The sequence below is a fragment of the Paenibacillus apiarius genome (assembly GCF_017052585.1).
GTDB classification, from domain to species: domain Bacteria; phylum Bacillota; class Bacilli; order Paenibacillales; family Paenibacillaceae; genus Paenibacillus_B; species Paenibacillus_B apiarius.
Window position 1 is genome coordinate 5,671,018 of sequence record NZ_JAFFHZ010000001.1, and the last position, 18,692, is coordinate 5,689,709.

Sequence of the window (18,692 nt, forward strand, 5' to 3'; positions counted from 1 at the left end):
TGGAACGAATCATTGAAAAAGGATCTGGTGCTATGGCTCGATCACACAGGCAAAGAAGATATTTCGCTTGTAAGTGGAAAAGGGGCTAATCTTGGGGAAATGTTCCGGGCGGGATTTCCGATTCCACGGGCATTTAGCGTGTCGGCTCTAGCTTATAAACGGCAGCTCGCACAAACGGTTATAGGCAGTAAGTTGGACGAATTACTAAGAAATCATGCGGAAGATCCTGAATATCAAAGCCAAGCAGCAAAACAATGGTTTCTGGCAATTCCAATGCTGCCGGAGATTGAGAACCGCATTCGTGAATATTATCGTCAAATGGGCAATCAAATACGTGTGGCAGTACGTTCCTTGGCAACAGCAGAGGATTTACCGAGTCTGTAAAATACTTTGTGTAAACTCTTAAATCTACTAAAATGAAAGTAACAGAAATGGACACGCATTTGGGCTATGAGAGGTATGATGTGCAGAACAAGCAGACGGCGAATAGCCGTAATGGCAAGAGAAAGAAGACGATAACCAGTGAGTACGGAGAGCAGCAGATTTCCGTTCCCCAAGACCGCCTCAGCGAGTTCGAGCCCATCGTGGTGAAGAAGAATCAGACGAGCATCATCGGCATCGAGGACCAGATTATCGCGCTCTACGCCAAGGGCGTCAGTACACGGGAGATTCAAGATCATCTCCAGAATGTGTACGGCATCGACGTGTCCCCGACGATGATCTCAAACGTAACGAACAAGATCATTCCCTTGGTTAAGGAGTGGCAGAACCGCCCGTTGCAAGGCGTTTATTCGGTTGTTTTCCTGGACGCCATTCGTAAACAAAGCGGCCCACATGGTCATCGGCATCGATCTGGACGGCAACAAGGACCTACTGGGCATGTGAATCGGTGAAAACGAGTCCGCGAAGTTCTGGCTCAGCGTCCTGAACGACCTTAAGAATCGCGGAGTGCAGGACATCCTGATCACCTGTGTCGACAACCTCACCGGCTTCTCTCAAGCCATCTCCGCCTGCTTTCCGAAAACGGAGATCCAAAATGCATCATCCATCAGATTCGTCATTCGACGCGCTATGTCTCCTACAAGGATCTGAAGAAGGTGACAGCGGACTTGAAGCCTATCTACAAGGCTGCGACAGAGGAAATGTCATTGCTTGAGCTGGATCGATTGGAGCTTCGTATGAATGAGTTTACACAAAATCCTTGACAGACCCGTGCAATACATTCGAGCAATTGAAGAAAGATATGGATGCCTATATCTATTTTTTAACAATGAGAGGTTTTAGACAAAATTATTACTTCAGTTTTAATACTGTCTACTTGACGGGGGCAAGATCACACCCCCGTCTTTTTTTATAGACAGCTTTTTGGGAAGTATTTAGTTATTTTTCAAGACATCAATTAATCTTTTTGTCCAACTAAAGTCTGTTTCAGTAATTGTATTGTCTCCATATTCTTTTCCATCTCTATCGATGGCATAGATAAACATTCCTCCCTTAGGACCATCTTCCGGTTGCCAAACAGCATATTTGTAAGCTCTACTTGTTTCAAATGGTTCCTGAGTATCACCCCAGTTTGCGCCTAATTCTTCCTGAAAAGATATCCCCGGAAGAAACTGTTCAGGGAAGATCGTATCTTTATAAGTTGCCCATGTACTATCTAATCTACCAGGGTCTCTGCCATAAGCTTGTAGAAACAAATAATCACAAAATGGAGCTACTTTTTTGAATAGACTATGATTGTCTTTGTTTGTATCATAGATAAGCAGCTTGCCACTATTCGACATTGGTCCTAACCGTTTAGACAGAGCTTCAAAAACACCAAAAGCTTTTGTTTCTTTTTCTTGAGTTAAAGTTTCCTCCATATCAATATCTAAGCCATCTAAATTGTAGGGAGTCAAGTATTTATCTATTAAGGATTGCGCATGAACATCATATTCTTTGGATGTGGGCAGTGTACCAATACTAGGTACGTTATATAGCTCCCTTATGTCTATAGTGCGTATCACTTTGGTTTGACGTTCGTGCAAGATAGGCACATACGTATCACGAAGCGTGTCCCAAAATAGTTGTTCATCTGTACCTGGTTTTACATAGTGGAAGACGGAAACGATATCGATTTCTTCAGGAATGTCTGTCATAGCTGTCACATTAGGGTATGGTAAAGTTGAATTTGCATCATGAGGCATGGTTACGTCACGCCATGTTCTATAGTATGCCATCATTACAGGAGCTTTTTGAGCTTCAGTTAACTCGTTTACTATAGAAGTTGAAGGACTAGCTGTAATAATTGAGCCACTTACCAAAGATAAAATTAAAATTGTCGACAAGATTAACAACATTGATGTTTTCTTCATAAAAGATAACTCCCTTCCCTAAATGATAATATTTGAGATAATAAAGTAAGCGGTTACATTTCAGAGGGAATTCCGTCTTTATACCGAATACGATTTCGGTGAAGTAATGTCGTTGTTGCTAAGCCTTATTGCGATTATGACAGCCTTCAACAGTTGCAATCGTCCATCGGCAGTGCCGATAGTTTACAATTTCATCTTTCCAGCTACGCATCGTGCTCCATCGGTTCTCCTTGCTCTAACCACGCTCAACCTCAGGTTTGCAACAGTAAAGGTTGGAGAGCAGTCATACCATGTTGTAAGTGCTCCCATCCCTCACGCAGAACGGGTGAGTAATCTAATAAAGCTTCCAGTCGTTTTCTACTCTTATCTGGATTTAGACTTTGGGATAGGCCTTGGCTTGTGGCGCCAGCTTGCGCTGTACTTCATCCTAAATTATGAACCATTTTAAAACCTCCCCGAATAATTATTCATGTATTTCACTCTCGATTTGCTTGGCGTAAATTCCTGCGCCCTTATGAGTCAAGAACGTGAATGGATCGCCACTTTTTCTCGTTATATCAAAGGGCTTATTCAGTAATTTAAGCTGCAAAAGTCAAGTCATTTATATAATCGTCCAGAAACACAAAAAATTAATAGGTATAATTGACTAATAATCATCTGCGCAAAATTAATACTATTATCCTGATTTGGTCCCCACTACTTCTTCTTTGGTCTGTAAAATAAGCTACCTCGCTATAGTTGATGGCTCGTCTTCCGCAGTTTGCTCGCAAGAGGTTTCTGCATGTACTCATCGACCATTTTCCCGAGCCGCTGCGCCCTTTCGATTTCGATCACAGCCTTATTCCGGCCATTGCCGGAGTGAGGCGGGCAGCCAAAGAATTAGGTGTGGAGATACCTATAGATATTACCTACCCGCATCCTAACGGGTTAATTCTATTCAACCCGCCGGTCCCAGCCAACTTGCGAACTTTAGCAAGATTGCCTGCGGCCTGGCTGAGGCTTAAAGGATGGATGAATTATGATCCGCTGCAAGAATGGTTGAAGGTGGATCAACCGTATTTGCGTTTATGAATGACAATCCCTGCCTAGCGTTCAAAGCGGAGCTGCAACGCTTCATGGACGAACATGGATGTCGATGCGCATCAGGAATGGAACCGCAGCCGAGCTATCCGGCATGGAAAGATGAGCCTGACAACGTATTAGATCGTGGCCCTTCTTCGGGATTGCGCCGAACGGCTTGCTGCAAGGCTTGTGACAGAAGGGAAAATACGCCATGCACGGGATCTGTATTACTTGTCGGTAAATGAATTGGAGGACCTTATTGACGGCAAGCAAGCAGAGGCATTAAGTCAAGGTGAAGCCGAGGGTGTCGTAAAGGTTATACGCGGGCCTCAAGAGTTCCACAAACTGAAGCCAGGCGATATTCTGGTATGTACGAATACGAATCCCGCCTGGACACCGCTCTTCTCCGTTGCCGCAGCCGTTGTCACAGATACGGGCGGCGTATTGTCCCACTCGGCCATTGTAGCAAGAGAATACGGTATCCCCGCTGTCAAGGCATGCGGAAACGCCACCAAAGTCCTCGCTGATGGAGAGCGGGTTATATGCTGCATGAGAAAAAAGAACTTATTGTCATGTTTTTCGGAGAAGCACACGAAATCAAAAAGTGCGTGACCGACTTGTCATGACGATTGAAGAGGGCTTACAGCCTTTGCATCATCTATTGAAACAAAAGATAACAAAGGACGACGACTATCTTTTTTTAGCCATACGCAATGTCCAGACGAGTTTAGTCATGTATTTTTTGTTGTATGACAGGTTTCAAACCGATCCAGTTGAAAGAAAACGTTATATCAACATGACCGTTCAGCAGTTCATAAAAGTAATTACGTAATTTTTAACTAAGAGCAAGATGACAGCAGGTTACGTAGAGGTCAAGGAGAAAGCTGGAGCGGATTATTGCGGAATGATCAGCCTATATCCTATATCCAGAGCAATTGCTGTCGGAACAACTACTCAGCGCTTGTTCAACCAGAAGAGGGTAAGGTGAACGATATGTTCAGGATGGAAAGCTTCAGCTCCCTGACGAGTCTGATCCGAATTTGTTGGATGAGCGAACCAAGCTGCTGAAGAAGTTTCAGGAGAATCATGATCGGACAGAAATCGGCGGAGGAAATGAGCAAGCTGATTCAGAACAGGGTAATGACGTATTTAAATGAATAAATTAAGAAAAAGGTCGGTGCTGAACCGACCTTTTTTAAAACAAACGGCTTGCGGCTTACAAAATTATGGGAGTTGTGTCCAGTTGTATCGCTTGGTATAACAAAAGGATATGGAACCGTTCATCACAAGATCTACTGTTCCAGATATCGGTATAACGTTGATTTGCTTATCCCGGTCGCTTCCTTAATTTCGGCTAACGTATACGATTTGCTTTGATACATAAGAATCGCACGCTGTACGTTCTCGTCCGGCTTTCGGGGCCGTCCCGCCGAATGGCCCTTCTGCTTGGCCTCGTAGAGACCATTCTTTGTTTTCTGACTGATCGCGTCACTCTGGAATTCTAGAAGCTGCTTGACCGTTTCTTTGAACCGGGCCCCCATAGTCGTAGCGGTGTCTATCTTTTCATGAATGGTGTACAGATAAGCGTTCTTCGCTTCCAATGCCTCTAGCAGTTCCATTAGGTGTCTCGTAGAGTCGGCGAAAGTAAATAGTCTTGCAACGACAACTTTATCTCCGGAATTCAAGCTCGCCATCATGCTCTTCAGCTTCGTTCTTCGTTTGGCATAGGCGTGTTCCTCTTGAACGATGATCTCGCATTTCAAGTTGTGCAATTGTTTCATCTGCCGGACGCAGTGTTCATCTTCGACATAAGGTCTCATGTATCCAATTAACACTATTTTCGCTCCTAATCAACCAAAGATTTAATTCTATCATAGCATAAAACGTCCTTCTACGAAAAAAATATTCCTATAAAGGTTCCATTTTGGGGCGAATGGTGCTACACTAATTCCTGCAAAAGGAGTGAAAAGAACCTATACATTTTTCATTTTCAACTCTATAAAAATAGGATGAGGTGTGGGTAAGTGGTAAAGAGAATACAGACAGAATGGTTGTCGAATGTAAGAGCCGATATTCTATCTGGTATCGTCGTAGCATTGGCTCTCATTCCAGAAGCCATTGCCTTCTCCATTATTGCCGGCGTCGATCCCATGGTCGGTCTGTATGCGTCATTTTGCATTGCAGTCATTATCGCTTTCGTGGGGGGACGCCCGGGAATGATTTCAGCGGCAACAGGAGCGATGGCGCTCTTGATGGCACCGTTGGTGAAGGAGCACGGCTTGAATTATTTATTGGCCGCAACCATTTTAACGGGGATTATTCAGATTGTTTTTGGCGTGTGCAAAGTGGCACAGCTGATGAAATTTATTCCGCGTGCAGTCATGATAGGTTTTGTCAATGCGCTGGCCATTCTTATCTTTATGGCGCAAGTTCCGCATTTTATCGGCATATCGACTTTAACTTATGTATTTGTGGGGCTTACTTTGCTTATCGTTTATACGGTGCCAAGATTCTTCAAGGCAATTCCGGCGCCGTTAATTGCGATTATCGTCTTAACGGCAGCAGCGATTATGGGAAAGCTGGATCTTGGAACAGTAGGGGATTTAGGCAACATCACGCAGACACTGCCCTCTTTTTTGATACCGGATGTTCCTTTTGATTTTGACACACTCGCCATTATTTTTCCATACTCTTTGGCACTTGCCGTTGTTGGTCTTCTGGAATCTTTGCTAACTTCCTCGATTGTCGATGAGATGACAGACACAAGCAGCAACAAGAATAGGGAGGCCCGGGGCCAAGGAATTGCGAACGTAATAAACGGCTTCTTCGGAGGCATGGCAGGTTGCGCGATGATTGGGCAATCGGTAATCAATGTGAAATCAGGCGGGCGAGGCAGATTGTCTACGCTTGTAGCAGGCATGTTCCTCATGTTTCTCATTATTGTGCTTGGTGAGCTGGTCGTTCAAATTCCGATGCCGGTTCTGGCAGGTATCATGATCATGGTATCCATAGGAACATTTGACTGGTCATCCTTCACGTATCTGAGAAAAGCGCCGAAGACGGATGCGCTTGTAATGCTGACTACTGTCATCATTGTAGTGGTGACCCATGACTTGTCGAAGGGTGTTATTGCAGGTGTGCTGTTAAGTGCGATCTTCTTCGTAGCGAAAATTTCCAAAATCAAGGTCAGGCAGAAACAGGTTGGAGACAAGCAACTGTTCCAAGTGGAAGGACAACTGTTCTTTGCGTCCACAAACAGCTTTGTCGATGCCTTTGATCTGAGCTGTCAAGGGCAGGAGATTGTCATTGATTTCTCGAATGCCCATATATGGGATGATTCTGGTGTTGGAGCCATTGATAAAGTGGCGATCAAGTATCAGGAGAACAACAATAAAGTAACTATTAAAGGACTTAACTCATCCAGTAAGAGCTTAGTAGAACGTTTAGCTCAGACTGCCAAACTTGCTGCTCATTAAGCCCCAACCATAGTTGAATTTGCGAATAAAAAGCAGGCCGATATGGTCATGTCGGCAGCAGAGGGTTGAATGTATGAAAAACCCTGATTTTCCATCATGAAGAGGAAAGTCAGGGTTTTTGCCCAACTAAAGCGCTGTGTTAATGACTGAGCAAGGAAGTCATCGCTTTTTCATCTAATGTCATTTCTCCGATAGGATTAAATATTGAAAATCGATTGCGTTAAGCATGAATATGGGTCTTACTACCGTCTGATTATGCGGAAATCTTCCAGCCGCTTGTTTTGGTCTGTAAATCCCAAAGCTTGGCGTAAAGACCTCCGTTGGCGATCAGTTCCTCATGCCGGCCCTGCTCCACGACGGCGCCTTGGTCCAGCACGATGATGTTGTCCGCCTTGACAACGGTCTTGAGCCGATGCGCGATCATGATTACCGTACGGCCTTTGATCAGGCGAGTGATCGCCTTCTGCATCTCCACCTCGTTTTCAGGGTCAAGGGAAGAGGTTGCTTCGTCCAATAAAATGACAGGAGCATTTTTGAGGATGGCGCGTGCAATCGATATACGCTGTTTTTCCCCTCCCGACAGGGTGGATCCGCCTTCGCCAACCATCGTGTCATACCCTTGCGGCAGCTTCATGATGAACTCGTGGCAGCAAGCTTCTGCAGCGGCGGCTTCGATTTCCTCCTGTGTTGCATCCTCGCGGCCGTAGCGGATATTGTTGCGGATGGTGTCCTGGAACAAGTACACATCCTGAAACACCATGGAGATTTTTTTCATGAGCTTTTCCGGGTCCATCTCGCGCTCGTCGCTGCCGCCGAACAGCACCTTGCCTTGTTGCGGGTCATAGAACCGGGCAATCAGACGAAGCAGCGTGCTTTTCCCGCTGCCCGAAGGGCCAACGATCGCGGTAAGCGTCCCTTCCTTCATTTCCGCGGTAACATGGTCGACCACGATGTTATGGTCGTAACCAAAGGTGACATCTTCACAGCGGATGTCATGGTTGTCCGGCGGTTCGTTCTCTCCTGCCATAACGGGCTGTTCCAGCAGGCTTACGATGCGGCTGCCCGCCATGGCGTCATATTTAAACGCCGGCAGACGCATGATGGCAACCGATAGCGGATCAAACACATGGGTGCCCACCAGCAAAAATACGGCAAATAAAGGGACCGTGATTTCACCGTCCAAAATGAGATAAACACCTACAATGGTAATCAAGGACATTCCTGTCTGGATAAAGGCCATTGCGACCAAAAAAAAGGGACCCAGTGCGCCTTCCAGCTTGATGCTTTCCTTCATATAACGATAAAATGCCTGCTCCAATCTTTTAAAATTTTCGCCGCGCAGATTGTAGGCCTTGATGATTTTCATGCCAAACAAGTATTCCTGCAAACAATTTGCTTGCGCGATTTTTGCTTTAGAGTGGCTTGCGCCAAGTTTGCGTTCCAAACTGGAGACTCCCCATAGAATCAGCATGGAGATGGGGAAGCCTGCAAACATGGCCACAGCCATTCGCCAGTCGATACACAGCAGACCCGCAAAACCCAAGATAGGAATAACAATGCCGCTTACAAGCTGCGGTAAAATATTCGTTGCCGCATTTTCGGTCTGGGTAAAATCATTCATCATGGTATGTCCCAGTTCTCCGGGATCCTTTCTCATAAAAAAGCCTAAAGGAAGCTTGCGTATATGCTCGGCCAGATTTGTCCGTCCTGCGGCAGAAGACTCGTACGCTCCCCGGTAAGTGGAGCGGTAAGACATCAGTTCACATATATAGACAAGGGCAAGGAATACAACCATGCCTCCCCATGCGAGCCACAAGCCTTGCATATTCAGGGCTGCCCGCCCCTCAGAGTAATAAACGTAAATCATGCCCACCACCATAGCCAAGAAGCCGAACGGAAACATATTGGCCAAGTTGGCCAATACCGCCCAAAGGATGGGCTTCAGCATTTTCTTGGGGTTGCCCGCCGTGATATCGCGCAGTTGCTTCATCATTGCACCAATGCCTCCTTTTTCTGCAGATGATCAATTTGCCAGTCTACGGACGATGTATAAGCGTCCCACATGCTCTTATACAACCCGCCACGGGAAAGCAGCTCCGCGTGAGTGCCCGCATCGTTGATTTGCCCTTCCTTCAACACAAGAATCTGATTGGCTTCACAGATGGTTGTCAAGCGATGGGCGATGATCAGCACTGTTTTGCCCTTGATAAGTTCCCGCAACGCAAGCTGCATCTGATATTCGTTTTCTGGATCAGCGTAGGCTGTGGCCTCGTCCAACACAAGAATGGGCGCATTTTTCAATATCGCTCTTGCTACGGACACCCGCTGTTCCTCGCCGCCTGACAGGTATACGCCGCCTTCGCCGATAAGCGTATCGTAGCCGCTCGGGAGGCGTTCGATAAACTCATGGCATTGGGCCGCCCTGGCCGCCGCATAGACTTCTTCCTTTGTCGCCTTTGGTCTGCCTGCCTGGATGTTGTTATAGAGCGTGTCTGAAAAGAGGAAGGTGTCCTGAAAAACAAAGGACATGGTCTCCATCAGCTCGTGCATGCCCATATCCCGGATATCCACACCGCCGATGGTGATGCAGCCCTTTTGCACATCCCAAAAACGGGGGATAAGCTGGGCAATGGTTGACTTTCCGGACCCGGACGGCCCCACTAGGGCGGTGATTCTCCCTTGAGGCGCAGTAAAGTTAATCTCTGTTAAAACGTCAACGCCCCCCTGGCCGCCATAAGAAAAGGAGACATTATGAAACTGAACGTCGTAGGAGGACGGCTTTTGGCAAGCTTTGGGCTCGTGTAACGTGTTTTCCTCCAGCATTGCGTCGATGCGCGCTACTCCTTCCGTAATGGTGCCCAGAGCGGATGCGAAGCTGTTGAGCTTGAAGATCGGCGCGCTGATGCCAGGCGCCAGAACAAGGAAAAACAGAAGCGTTAGAGCAAACGCCATATTGTCCGGCTTACCGCTCAGGAAAAACAAACCTGCCGGCAGAATGAAGGTGGATAAGGAAAGTATAATTGTCTTAAAGGTAACGTAGCCGTTTTGGAAATTATCAGTGTACTTTAAGCTGAAATCACGGTATTTAATCATGTCGTCATGAAATTTCCGGAAGGAATGAACGGTTTGCCCGAAAATTTTGATGGATGGCATCCCACGCACATACTGGATGGACGACGTATTGATATTTTCGAGCGCGTCAAAATACTCCTTCAGGCCCGCCTTCGCTTTTTTGCCGGCCATCATGGAGTATTGGGAGGCAAAACCGATCAGCATGGGGATGACACAGGCCAAGGCAAACCATATATCCAGGTAAAACATCGTACCAATCATGGCCGCAAGCATGACGGCCGTATTGATCAGATCGGGCAATTGATGGGCGATAAAGAGCTCGATTCTTTCCACGTCCAGCTCCACGATTTTTTTGATTTTCCCTGTAGCATTTTTATTGAAGTAGCCAAGAGGGAGCCTGCCTATATGATCCGACAGCTTTACCCTGATCCCATACAGGATGCGAAATGCGGCAATGTGCGAGCACATCCCCCCGACATACATAAAAAAATACCCGAAGACCACCCCTGCAACGCCCCAAGCAGCCCAACCCAATACGTACGAAGCGTCTACGGATGTAATGTCCGTCGAGTGCTTTAATAGCTCGGCCATCACGACATATACCGAGAGATAGGGAACCAGCATCAAAAATACACTTACGGTAGACAAAATCCCCGACCATACGAGAAGCGCCTTCTTTTCACCCGCGAGCTCCAAAAGTCTTGGAATGCCTTTTTCCTTTTCATTTTTCAATAGTGTTCACTCTTTCTTGTTCATTTTTCAATTCGAGAACATGATCGCAGGCAAGCTCTGTCAGGATCGTGTCGTGCGTGATGATGACGACGGTTTTTCCCGCCTGCGCAAGCTGTTTCGTCCATGCGGCCACGTTAAGAACGCCATCGCCGTCCAATCCGCTGGTCGGCTCGTCCAGCACGATCAGTTCCGCATCCGAACAGTAAGCCGCAGCCATGGTGACCCGCTGCTTTTCTCCGCCTGACAGGGACGCGGGGTGCCTGTCCCGAAGCTCTCTCAGATCAAACGCGTCCATCGCTTCATAGGCTCTGAAGCGGAGCGCATCATCCAGACGCTTGCCGAGCACAATTTCATTTCCCACGCTGTCGGCATAGAGCTGGTAATCCGCATCTTGCATGACAAGATAGCTGGATGATCGTCTCTGGCCTGCAGACAGGGGGATTCCCCGGCTGTAAACCGTTCCTTTACGCTGGCGGAGGAGGCCGCACAGAATTTTACACAGGGTAGTCTTGCCCGCTCCATTTTCACCCGTCAGCGCCGTAACGCTCCCTTTCGGGAGCGCAACGTCCACATCATGAATCCCGTCACCGTTCTTTCTGTAGTGATAGGCAAGCTGTCGGCCCTCAAGCGCCGGCTCTGCCCGCGGTATGTCCTCTGATCTGCCCGCCGCTTCGGCCCTCGCCATATCCGGATGGCGCAATCCGTACGGACGCACATCTTCATATGCAAGCCGGGAAAACTCATCCTTTGTCCACGTGCGGGCGATCACGCCCTTTTCCAAACAGACAAAGGAATCGGCAACGGGCAAGAAAGGGTGCAGCCGATGCTCGCTGATGAGCAGGGTAGTGCCGATTTGCTTAAGCCTGTCCAGAATTTCAATCAAGGTTTGTGCAGCTTTATGATCCAGATTGGCGGTTGGTTCGTCCAATAACAGAAGTGGCGGTGAAAGAATGGAGGCAGCCGCAATGGCTACAAGCTGTTTCTGCCCGCTGGACAGATGATTTAGCGAACGGTCGAGCAAATGGGAAATACCGAGCCGCTTCGCCTGCTTTTCAATCCGGCCAATAATCTCATCCGGCGCGATCCCGAGATTTTCGGCTGAGAACGCTAGCTCGTCCCGGACGTTTTGCATAAAAAACTGGCTTCGGGGATCCTGGAACACGACGCCCAGCAGCCTAGTTCGTTCCTCCGGCGACAGGGCGGAGGGACTTATGCCCCCGACGCTTATCTCCCCAATGAGGCTCCCGGCATAAAAGCTTGGCGCGAGCCCGTTGACCAGACGCATAATGGTACTCTTGCCGCAACCCGAACGGCCGCACAGTATCACGCATTCCCCGGCCTTTATACGTAAATTGATGTTTTCCACAGCAGTTTCGCTTTCGGCTATCCCGTCTTCATTTCCATAACGGAAGGCAACGCCGTTCAGCTCAATCATAAACCAAGACCTCCTGCCCAAAAAATGGCCGCTCCCATTAGGGCATACAGCCCCGCCGCCATGCCGTCCGCGGCTGTTAACTTTACAGGATGGATGGAGGTTCTGGCACAGCCGCACTCCAGTCCCCGCAGCTCCGCCGACGAAGCAAGCTCCGCCGACAGCTTGAGGCACCGGACGATGAGGGGCATGAAATAGCATTCATAGGCCATGGCCGGATGTATCAGAGCGCTGTACCAGCGGGGGAAGATGCCCCTTGCGCGTATGCCGTCCCGGATGGCTTTGATTTCAAGCCCCAACACAGGGAAAAAACGAAGCAGGATGCAGAGCATGACGAGAATGGATTTTGGAACATGCATCTTTGCATAGGCACACATTAATGTGCTGGGGGAATTTGCAATCAAGGTTGTTCCTATCATGGCCATTGGAGTCATTCTTACAAATGAATAGACAATAATGATGAAAGTTCCTAAATCATGGACTGCAAGCGTGTAGTATACCAGCCTGAGCACAATGTATATCAGGCCATATTGCAACGCTTTTATAGGCAGTCTGTTCAAGAACATATAAAGGAGACAGAGTGATGCCAATAGGTCAGTTTGAATAGGCTGAGTTAATAGGATGGATGCAATACTGGCAAACATAAGGATGATTAAGTGAGTTCTGGAATCCAAACGCATCATACAAGTTTTGCCTTTTTCACATGTTTATGAAGCAGTTGATTCCCGATTGCGCATCCTGCAAGCGCGCCAACAAGGGAAATTACGCACATAAGCAGCACCATGGAAGGCGTGCCGTAATAATATAAATTTTGAGCAACCTGTTCCGCTGACATGCTCCGGCTCAGAGTTGCTTCATACTGCTGTTTGAAGAAGACAATGGGCATGACGCCGCAAAGTGAAAAGCCAATATTGAAGATACTATAGCCGATAGCGTTGCGGACCGGGTGTCTGTATGTATGTTGTCCCCACATGGCAATCTCGCAGATGACGCCCGCTGCAACGAGCGTAACCAAGAAATACGCGTAACCGAAAGCTGTAAAGTATAAGCCTGTAATCAAGGACGTAAAGAATAGAACCCCTCGTTTGTCAATTTTATTAGACATCACCATATATATAGGGCCATTGATTATAGCTATGATTCCTGCTCCGGCCAAATAGGATCCGGCGGGAGTCAATAGTACCGAAGTAAACATAAAACCTATCGTAAAAATGAGAATCATCACCACATTAAAGATGGAAAGTGTAATGAAATCTCTCATTTTCCATCTGTTTTGCACTGCCGCCGTCTGTGTTTGCATAGAAAAATTCCTCCTGATGAGCTTGCGGATTTCATAGCAAGCAAATATATTTATGTCTAGACAGCATCTTAATAGCCGCTGGCTCGTGTGGTCAACACAGGTTGCGGTTATTCGTCTTTTGCGGGCATATTTTCGTCCGATCGTGGTATAAGGTGGTGAATAAAATGAATGATATGATGGCTGACATGTATTCTCCTTGTTTGTTGGAGAATGGATTTTTTCCGGATTACTGCAATGAACGATGCTGCCGCGAAGGATTCTGTTTTTCCGTTTTGCCTGAGAAGGGGCAAGGACATTTCTGGGTATATTGCCATGACAACCAGTTTTCCATTTCGATTCAGAATTTTGTCTTGTATGAGGATTTGCATATTGAATATCAGCAGCCCCAATATGTAAGCATTAATTATTATGATTCCGTATCAGGTGAAGAACTTAAGCCGTTCAAACGATTGTCTTGCAACTGCATTAAAGGGCATCTCGGCTGTGACAATCTGTATCAGGCGGTATATCATAAAAATATTCCGATTTGTTCCACCGGAATTGTGATTATGCCCGAGTATTATGAGAATTATTTAAATGCCAGATATCCTGGAGAATACGAGGATCCTCGTTCTGCTTTTATCAGCGTGGACGGTTCAACGGATTTTCCGGAGCTGGTCTTTCTTTTCAGGCAAATTAGAAATTTTCGCGGAACCGGCCTATCGGCAAAGCTCTATTACGAAGGGAAGGTAGCGGAGGCCGTCTCGCTAATCATTGAAAAAACATCGCAGCAGACATTTTCTTGTCCAATGAAAAGGTTATCCGCGCAAGATTTAGACAGCTTGGCGTCTGTTGCCGCATACATAGACGATCATTTCGCTTTTGACATTCGTTTGGATCAGTTGGCCCGGATTGCCTGTATGGGGACAACAAAGCTCAAATGCACATTTAAAGAGCTTCATAAATGCACAATTACGGATTATATTCAGAATAGACGCATGTGTCAGGCAGAGCATTTGCTTACAAACACGGACCTGAATATCAACCAGATTGCTCAAAGTGTGGGTTATGCGAATTCCAGTCGATTCTCTGAATTATTTCGCAAAAATATAGGAATGCTGCCGAATGAATACCGGAAACTGGCAGTATCCAAATAAAATTCGGGGGATCCCAAAAACAAACGAAAGCACCTTTCAGAACCACTATTTATGTGGAGCGGAAGGTGCTTTTTCGGCATGGATCTGACTTGAGAGTCTATAAAGAATCCCCAGAAAGTCTTTGACAATGATATTGATAATCATTATCATTATTATCGTTATGAAGGAGAAAAATGGATATGAAAGATGTGACATCTGTAGTGTGCTATACAAGAATTGGGGGAGTGTACATGAAACCTGCACAAACAGCCCGTCCGTGGCTGCTGACCTGTCCGGAGCCGAAAGACAAAATTCGCCTTTTCTGCTTGCCCTATGCAGGAGGAGGCGCCTCGATTTACAGGGGTTGGACAAAGTCTTTACCCGATGATGCGGGTGTGTACCCCATACAGCTTCCAGGCAGGGAAAACCGGATAGCGGAACCGCCTCTATGTGATATGGGAGAGCTGGCGGGTGCCATCTCCGAAGCGATGGTTCCGTACTTGCAGTGCCCGTTTATCTTGTTTGGCCACAGCATGGGAGCGCGAATCGCTTTCGAACTTGCCCGGCATCTTCGAAGAAAATGGGGGATACAGCCGAACTGCCTGATCGTTTCGGGAAGCCGCGCACCGCACATACCGGAACCAAAGCCCCTTCATCATCTTCCGGATGATGAGTTTGTGCAGGAACTGCGCCGTTTCTCAGGCACACCCGAGGCCATTTTGCAGAGTAAAGAACTGATGGGACTGTTTATTCCGCTTCTGCGTGCGGACTTTACCATTGACGAAACCTATATCTGTTCAGAGGAGGCTCCGCTAGATTGCCCGATTTCGGCATTTGGGGGTACAGAGGATAGGGAAGCGCAGCGAGAAGAGATTGAAGCATGGAAGCGCCACACCAGCTGTGACTTTACGTTTGAAATGATCGAAGGCGATCACTTTTTTCTGCAGGAGCGAAGAGATGTTCTTTTGCGATCGGTCTCGCGAATTCTTTTCCGACACTTGCAACGAATGACGTAAAGAAAGGAGGTTAATAAAAAAAGAGATTTTTGACTATAGTTGACAATGATAATGATTATCATTATCATTTATTTGTGCGTATGAAGTGCGCGCATCATCCACCCGCATTTACTTAGGAGGAGGACAGAATGAAAACAAACACGGAATGGTTGGAACATGCTGCAAGCAAATACGAACAACTCGGCTGCTGGGAACCATTAACGCTTGGAGAGCAATTACGATTATGGGCTGAACAATATCAGAGCCGGGTAGCGCTTGTTGAAGATAACATCAGACTCACCTATCAGGAACTTGACCGCAAGGTCGATGAACTTGCTTCCGGCTTTTTTCATATGGGGATCAAAAAAGGCGACAATGTGGTGGTGCAGCTTCCGAACCGCATCTCGTTCGTCCTCGCTTGCTTTGCCCTGTTCCGCATCGGAGCTCTGCCGGTGCTTGCATTGCCCGCCCACAGGGAGACTGAACTGGACGGCATTTTTAATCTCGCCCAACCGGTTGCGTACATTGTTCCTAGTGTATTCTTTGGCTTTGACTATACCAAGATGGCGAAACAACTCGTTAAAAAACATCCTTCCGTCAAATTCATGATTACAGACGGCGAATGCGAAGGAGGCATCAGTCTGGACGATATCAGCATGCCCCCGGCAGATCTGGAATCGCCTTCTTATAAAGATACCGCTCTGCTGCTCTTATCCGGCGGAACAACCGGCACCCCCAAGCTGATTCCCAGAACCCATGCCGATTACGCATACAATGCCAAAGCATCGGCAATGCGCTGCGAACTGAACCCGCAAAGCGTCTATCTAGCCGTTCTTCCGGTTGCCCATAACTTTCCGCTCTGCTGCCCTGGCATCCTTGGAACACTGTCAGCCGGCGGCAAGGTCGTGATGTGCCAAACGACAAGCTGCGATGAAGCTTTTCCGCTTATTGAGAAAGAGAGGGTGACCATAACCGCTCTTGTTCCTGCCCTCGTAAAACTATGGCTCGAGGTGCTGGAGTGGGATGCCTCAGGCGATATTTCAAGCCTTGAAGTCCTTCAGGTAGGCGGCTCCATGCTGGATGAAAATCTCGCGAAGCGCATCGATCCGGAAATGAAATGCAGGCTTCAGCAGGTTTTCGGCATGGCGGAAGGTCTGATTTGCTGCACTTCCCTGGATGATCCTGATCCTGTCATCCTCAGTTGTCAGGGGCGCCCCATTTCGGAGGCTGACGAAATTAGAATCGTTGACGAAGACGGAAACGATGTCGCTCAAGGAGAATTTGGAGAACTTCTTGTAAAAGGTCCCTATACGATTAACGGTTATTACAGAGCTCCTGAACAAAATCGCAAGCATTTTACTCTCGATGGTTATTATCGTTCCGGGGACAAGGCGAGAATAACGCCGGATGGGAATATCCAAATCGGCGGGCGCATCAAAGAGCAAATCAACCGGGCAGGGGAAAAAATCATGTCGGCTGAAGTAGAGTCCTATCTATGCGCCCATCCGGATATTAAAGACGCCGCATTGATTTCCATTCCCGATGATACCCTTGGAGAGAGAAGCTGTGCCTATTTGATAGCCGACAATAGGGAAATCAGTCTCGCGGATATTCATCTGTTTTTGTATGACATGGGAGTGGCTCGCTATAAAATGCCGGATCAAATCCAATTCATCGATTTCTGGCCGCTTACCGCCATTGGCAAGGTCGACAAGAACAAACTAAGAAAGCTGGCGGCGGAAGCTGACCGCAAAGCAGAAGAAGAAGATTCTCCGGCAACTTACCTTGAGGAAACCATCGATTTTGGGGGAGATGCTCATATTGCGGCAGCCCATCTTGCAGAGTCCGGTCTGTATGAAAACTATCTTCTCTATGAAAATGGGGATGAATTGTCTTTAGGTATGGGGATTCATGCCTTATTATCCGTTGATGCGAAACATACAACGCTAAAAACAGCTGAAAAAGGGCTGCAGTTTGAAAATGAGACACTAAGCGAAACCATTGACAAAGCCTTCTCGTCCGTTCCGCTTCAGAACTGGCGTGCTTATGGAACGGCCAATTTCGGGCTGTCTCGTTATAATCACAAACTGCCGCTGCTGTCTGAAGATCCATGCCTGCTGAAACTATTTATTCCTGAGGTCGAAGTGCGATTTACTGACGGCTCCATCTTGTTGCGAGCCTTGAGAGAAGACAGGTTGGAACAGTTCAGCCAACTTCTGAGGAACTTGCCGGAGATGGGACATTGCAATAGTATGGGCGATAACCTGGCCCAAAGAGTGGGCAAGCCGAAACTGGATGTTCCGGAGATAAGGACGCATGACGCTGCCTCATACATGAACATCGTGGCGGAAGCCGTAAAAGAAATTCAAGCACGAAAATATCAAAAAGTGATTTTGTCGAGAAAAATCCCGCTTCATCGGGATCTCGATATGGCGGCCAGTTATATTGCGGGCAGAAGGGTTAACACTCCGGCTAGATCATTTTTGCTTCGCCTCGATGGCTTGCATGCGGCCGGGTTCAGTCCGGAAACGGTTGTGGAAGTCGATAGTCTGGGCTGGGTCAGCACATTTCCGCTTGCGGGAACACGCGCAAGCGGATGCAGCAAGGAAGAAGGGGACAAGCTCAGAGATGAGCTGTTGAATGATCCGAAAGAGATTGCAGAGCATGCCGTTTCCGTAAAACTGGCGTTTGAAGAGCTGAAAAGTGTGTGCGACGCCGAAACGATTGCCATGAGTGATTTTATGTCCGTTATAAATAGAGGGACGGTTCAGCATATTGCTTCGAGATTGAAAGGGAAGCTCAAACCCGGCTGCAACTCTTGGCATGCTTTCAATGCCCTTTTCCCTGCGGTAACGGCTTCGGGCATACCCAAAAAAGAGTCCATCGATGCCATAGGAAGATTCGAGTCCCACCCCAGAAATCTCTACAGCGGCTGCGTCATGACTGTTGACAGCGACGGCGCCATGGACGCCGCTCTCGTGTTGCGATCGATTTATCAGCAAGATAAGAACGCATGGCTGCACGCTGGCGCAGGCGTAGTTGAGATGTCCTTACCGTCCAGAGAACTGGAGGAAACGTGTGAAAAGCTAAGCAGTTTTTCCAGACAGCTGATTGCGTCCAGCCGTGAAAGAGAGTACCAAAAGCAAGTATAGAG

At 47.5% G+C, this 18,692-nt stretch carries 14 protein-coding genes and 1 pseudogene; 8 read left to right on the plus strand and 7 right to left on the minus strand.

Annotation, left to right across the window (positions count from 1 at the left end; translation table 11 throughout):
* Positions 1 to 12: 12 nt before the first annotated feature.
* Together JSQ80_RS30100 and JSQ80_RS25160 are read left to right on the plus strand one after the other, a co-directional pair.
* A complete protein-coding gene (locus JSQ80_RS30100; protein WP_206097191.1) occupies positions 13 to 384 on the plus strand; it encodes a PEP/pyruvate-binding domain-containing protein in 372 nt (123 codons plus the stop codon).
* A 41-nt stretch (positions 385 to 425) separates the two neighbouring features.
* Positions 426 to 1,172, plus strand: a pseudogene (locus JSQ80_RS25160) (IS256 family transposase); the annotation flags it as partial.
* A 204-nt stretch (positions 1,173 to 1,376) separates the two neighbouring features.
* Here the strand turns inward: JSQ80_RS25160 and JSQ80_RS25165 are convergent.
* Positions 1,377 to 2,354 carry an EndoS/ChiA family endoglycosidase gene (locus JSQ80_RS25165; protein WP_206097192.1) on the minus strand — a complete coding sequence of 326 codons (978 nt, stop codon included), beginning with the start codon at positions 2,352 to 2,354 and terminating at the stop codon, positions 1,377 to 1,379.
* 738 nt (positions 2,355 to 3,092) lie between these two features.
* On the opposite strand from JSQ80_RS25165, the gene JSQ80_RS25170 reads away from it, so the two are divergent.
* A complete protein-coding gene (locus JSQ80_RS25170; protein WP_206097193.1) occupies positions 3,093 to 3,425 on the plus strand; it encodes a hypothetical protein in 333 nt (110 codons plus the stop codon).
* Positions 3,426 to 3,647: 222 nt separating this feature from the next.
* Positions 3,648 to 4,028 (plus strand): PEP-utilizing enzyme, encoded by a 381-nt coding sequence (locus tag JSQ80_RS25175; RefSeq protein ID WP_240463806.1) that lies wholly within the window; start codon positions 3,648 to 3,650, stop codon positions 4,026 to 4,028.
* A 680-nt stretch (positions 4,029 to 4,708) separates the two neighbouring features.
* Here JSQ80_RS25175 and JSQ80_RS25180 read toward each other — a convergent pair.
* A complete protein-coding gene (locus JSQ80_RS25180) occupies positions 4,709 to 5,251 on the minus strand; it encodes a recombinase family protein (RefSeq protein ID WP_206097195.1) in 543 nt (180 codons plus the stop codon).
* A 189-nt stretch (positions 5,252 to 5,440) separates the two neighbouring features.
* Between JSQ80_RS25180 and JSQ80_RS25185 the strand changes: the two genes are divergently transcribed.
* A complete protein-coding gene (locus JSQ80_RS25185; protein WP_206097196.1) occupies positions 5,441 to 6,892 on the plus strand; it encodes a SulP family inorganic anion transporter in 1,452 nt (483 codons plus the stop codon).
* 253 nt (positions 6,893 to 7,145) lie between these two features.
* Here JSQ80_RS25185 and JSQ80_RS25190 read toward each other — a convergent pair whose 3' ends face one another.
* The 5 genes from JSQ80_RS25190 to JSQ80_RS25210 all read right to left on the minus strand — a co-directional run bounded on the left by JSQ80_RS25190 (position 7,146) and on the right by JSQ80_RS25210 (position 13,428).
* On the minus strand, positions 7,146 to 8,885 hold the full coding sequence (locus tag JSQ80_RS25190; protein ID WP_206097197.1) for an ABC transporter ATP-binding protein: 1,740 nt from the start codon (positions 8,883 to 8,885) through the stop codon (positions 7,146 to 7,148).
* The gene (locus JSQ80_RS25195) at positions 8,882 to 10,588 is read right to left on the minus strand and encodes an ABC transporter ATP-binding protein (protein WP_418888910.1); all 1,707 of its coding nucleotides are present in this window, start codon (positions 10,586 to 10,588) and stop codon (positions 8,882 to 8,884) included. The genes JSQ80_RS25190 and JSQ80_RS25195 overlap by 4 nt, the downstream gene beginning before the upstream one ends.
* A gap of 97 nt (positions 10,589 to 10,685) precedes the next feature.
* Positions 10,686 to 12,131, minus strand: a complete 1,446-nt coding sequence (locus tag JSQ80_RS25200; RefSeq protein ID WP_206097200.1) for an ABC transporter ATP-binding protein — start codon at positions 12,129 to 12,131, stop codon at positions 10,686 to 10,688.
* Positions 12,128 to 12,811 (minus strand): CbiQ family ECF transporter T component, encoded by a 684-nt coding sequence (locus JSQ80_RS25205; RefSeq protein ID WP_206097202.1) that lies wholly within the window; start codon positions 12,809 to 12,811, stop codon positions 12,128 to 12,130. The genes JSQ80_RS25200 and JSQ80_RS25205 overlap by 4 nt, the downstream gene beginning before the upstream one ends.
* Positions 12,808 to 13,428, minus strand: a complete 621-nt coding sequence (locus tag JSQ80_RS25210; RefSeq protein ID WP_206097204.1) for an MptD family putative ECF transporter S component — start codon at positions 13,426 to 13,428, stop codon at positions 12,808 to 12,810. The genes JSQ80_RS25205 and JSQ80_RS25210 overlap by 4 nt, the downstream gene beginning before the upstream one ends.
* A gap of 164 nt (positions 13,429 to 13,592) precedes the next feature.
* On the opposite strand from JSQ80_RS25210, the gene JSQ80_RS25215 reads away from it, so the two are divergent.
* The 3 genes from JSQ80_RS25215 (at position 13,593) to JSQ80_RS29595 (ending at position 18,690) form a co-directional block, all read left to right on the plus strand.
* Positions 13,593 to 14,564: a helix-turn-helix domain-containing protein gene (locus JSQ80_RS25215; RefSeq protein WP_206097205.1), complete on the plus strand. Its 972-nt coding sequence runs from the start codon at positions 13,593 to 13,595 to the stop codon at positions 14,562 to 14,564.
* A gap of 230 nt (positions 14,565 to 14,794) precedes the next feature.
* Positions 14,795 to 15,559, plus strand: coding sequence for a thioesterase II family protein (locus JSQ80_RS25220; RefSeq protein WP_206097206.1), 765 nt, complete (start codon positions 14,795 to 14,797; stop codon positions 15,557 to 15,559).
* Between the two features lie 128 nt (positions 15,560 to 15,687).
* Positions 15,688 to 18,690, plus strand: coding sequence for a salicylate synthase (locus JSQ80_RS29595; protein WP_206097208.1), 3,003 nt, complete (start codon positions 15,688 to 15,690; stop codon positions 18,688 to 18,690).
* The last annotated feature ends 2 nt before the right edge of the window (positions 18,691 to 18,692 follow it).

Excerpts from the sequence above, each read along its gene's own strand:
- JSQ80_RS25195 (WP_418888910.1), bottom strand. The coding sequence starts at position 10,588 with ATGCTGGTTCCCTATCTCTCGGTATATGTCGTGATGGCCGAGCTATTA.
- JSQ80_RS25200 (WP_206097200.1), bottom strand. The coding sequence starts at position 12,131 with ATGATTGAGCTGAACGGCGTTGCCTTCCGTTATGGAAATGAAGACGGG.
- JSQ80_RS25190 (WP_206097197.1), bottom strand. The coding sequence starts at position 8,885 with ATGATGAAGCAACTGCGCGATATCACGGCGGGCAACCCCAAGAAAATG.
- JSQ80_RS25215 (WP_206097205.1), top strand. The coding sequence starts at position 13,593 with ATGAATGATATGATGGCTGACATGTATTCTCCTTGTTTGTTGGAGAAT.
- JSQ80_RS25210 (WP_206097204.1), bottom strand. The coding sequence starts at position 13,428 with ATGCAAACACAGACGGCGGCAGTGCAAAACAGATGGAAAATGAGAGAT.
- JSQ80_RS25205 (WP_206097202.1), bottom strand. The coding sequence starts at position 12,811 with ATGATGCGTTTGGATTCCAGAACTCACTTAATCATCCTTATGTTTGCC.
- JSQ80_RS25165 (WP_206097192.1), bottom strand. The coding sequence starts at position 2,354 with ATGAAGAAAACATCAATGTTGTTAATCTTGTCGACAATTTTAATTTTA.
- JSQ80_RS25220 (WP_206097206.1), top strand. The coding sequence starts at position 14,795 with ATGAAACCTGCACAAACAGCCCGTCCGTGGCTGCTGACCTGTCCGGAG.
- JSQ80_RS29595 (WP_206097208.1), top strand. The coding sequence starts at position 15,688 with ATGAAAACAAACACGGAATGGTTGGAACATGCTGCAAGCAAATACGAA.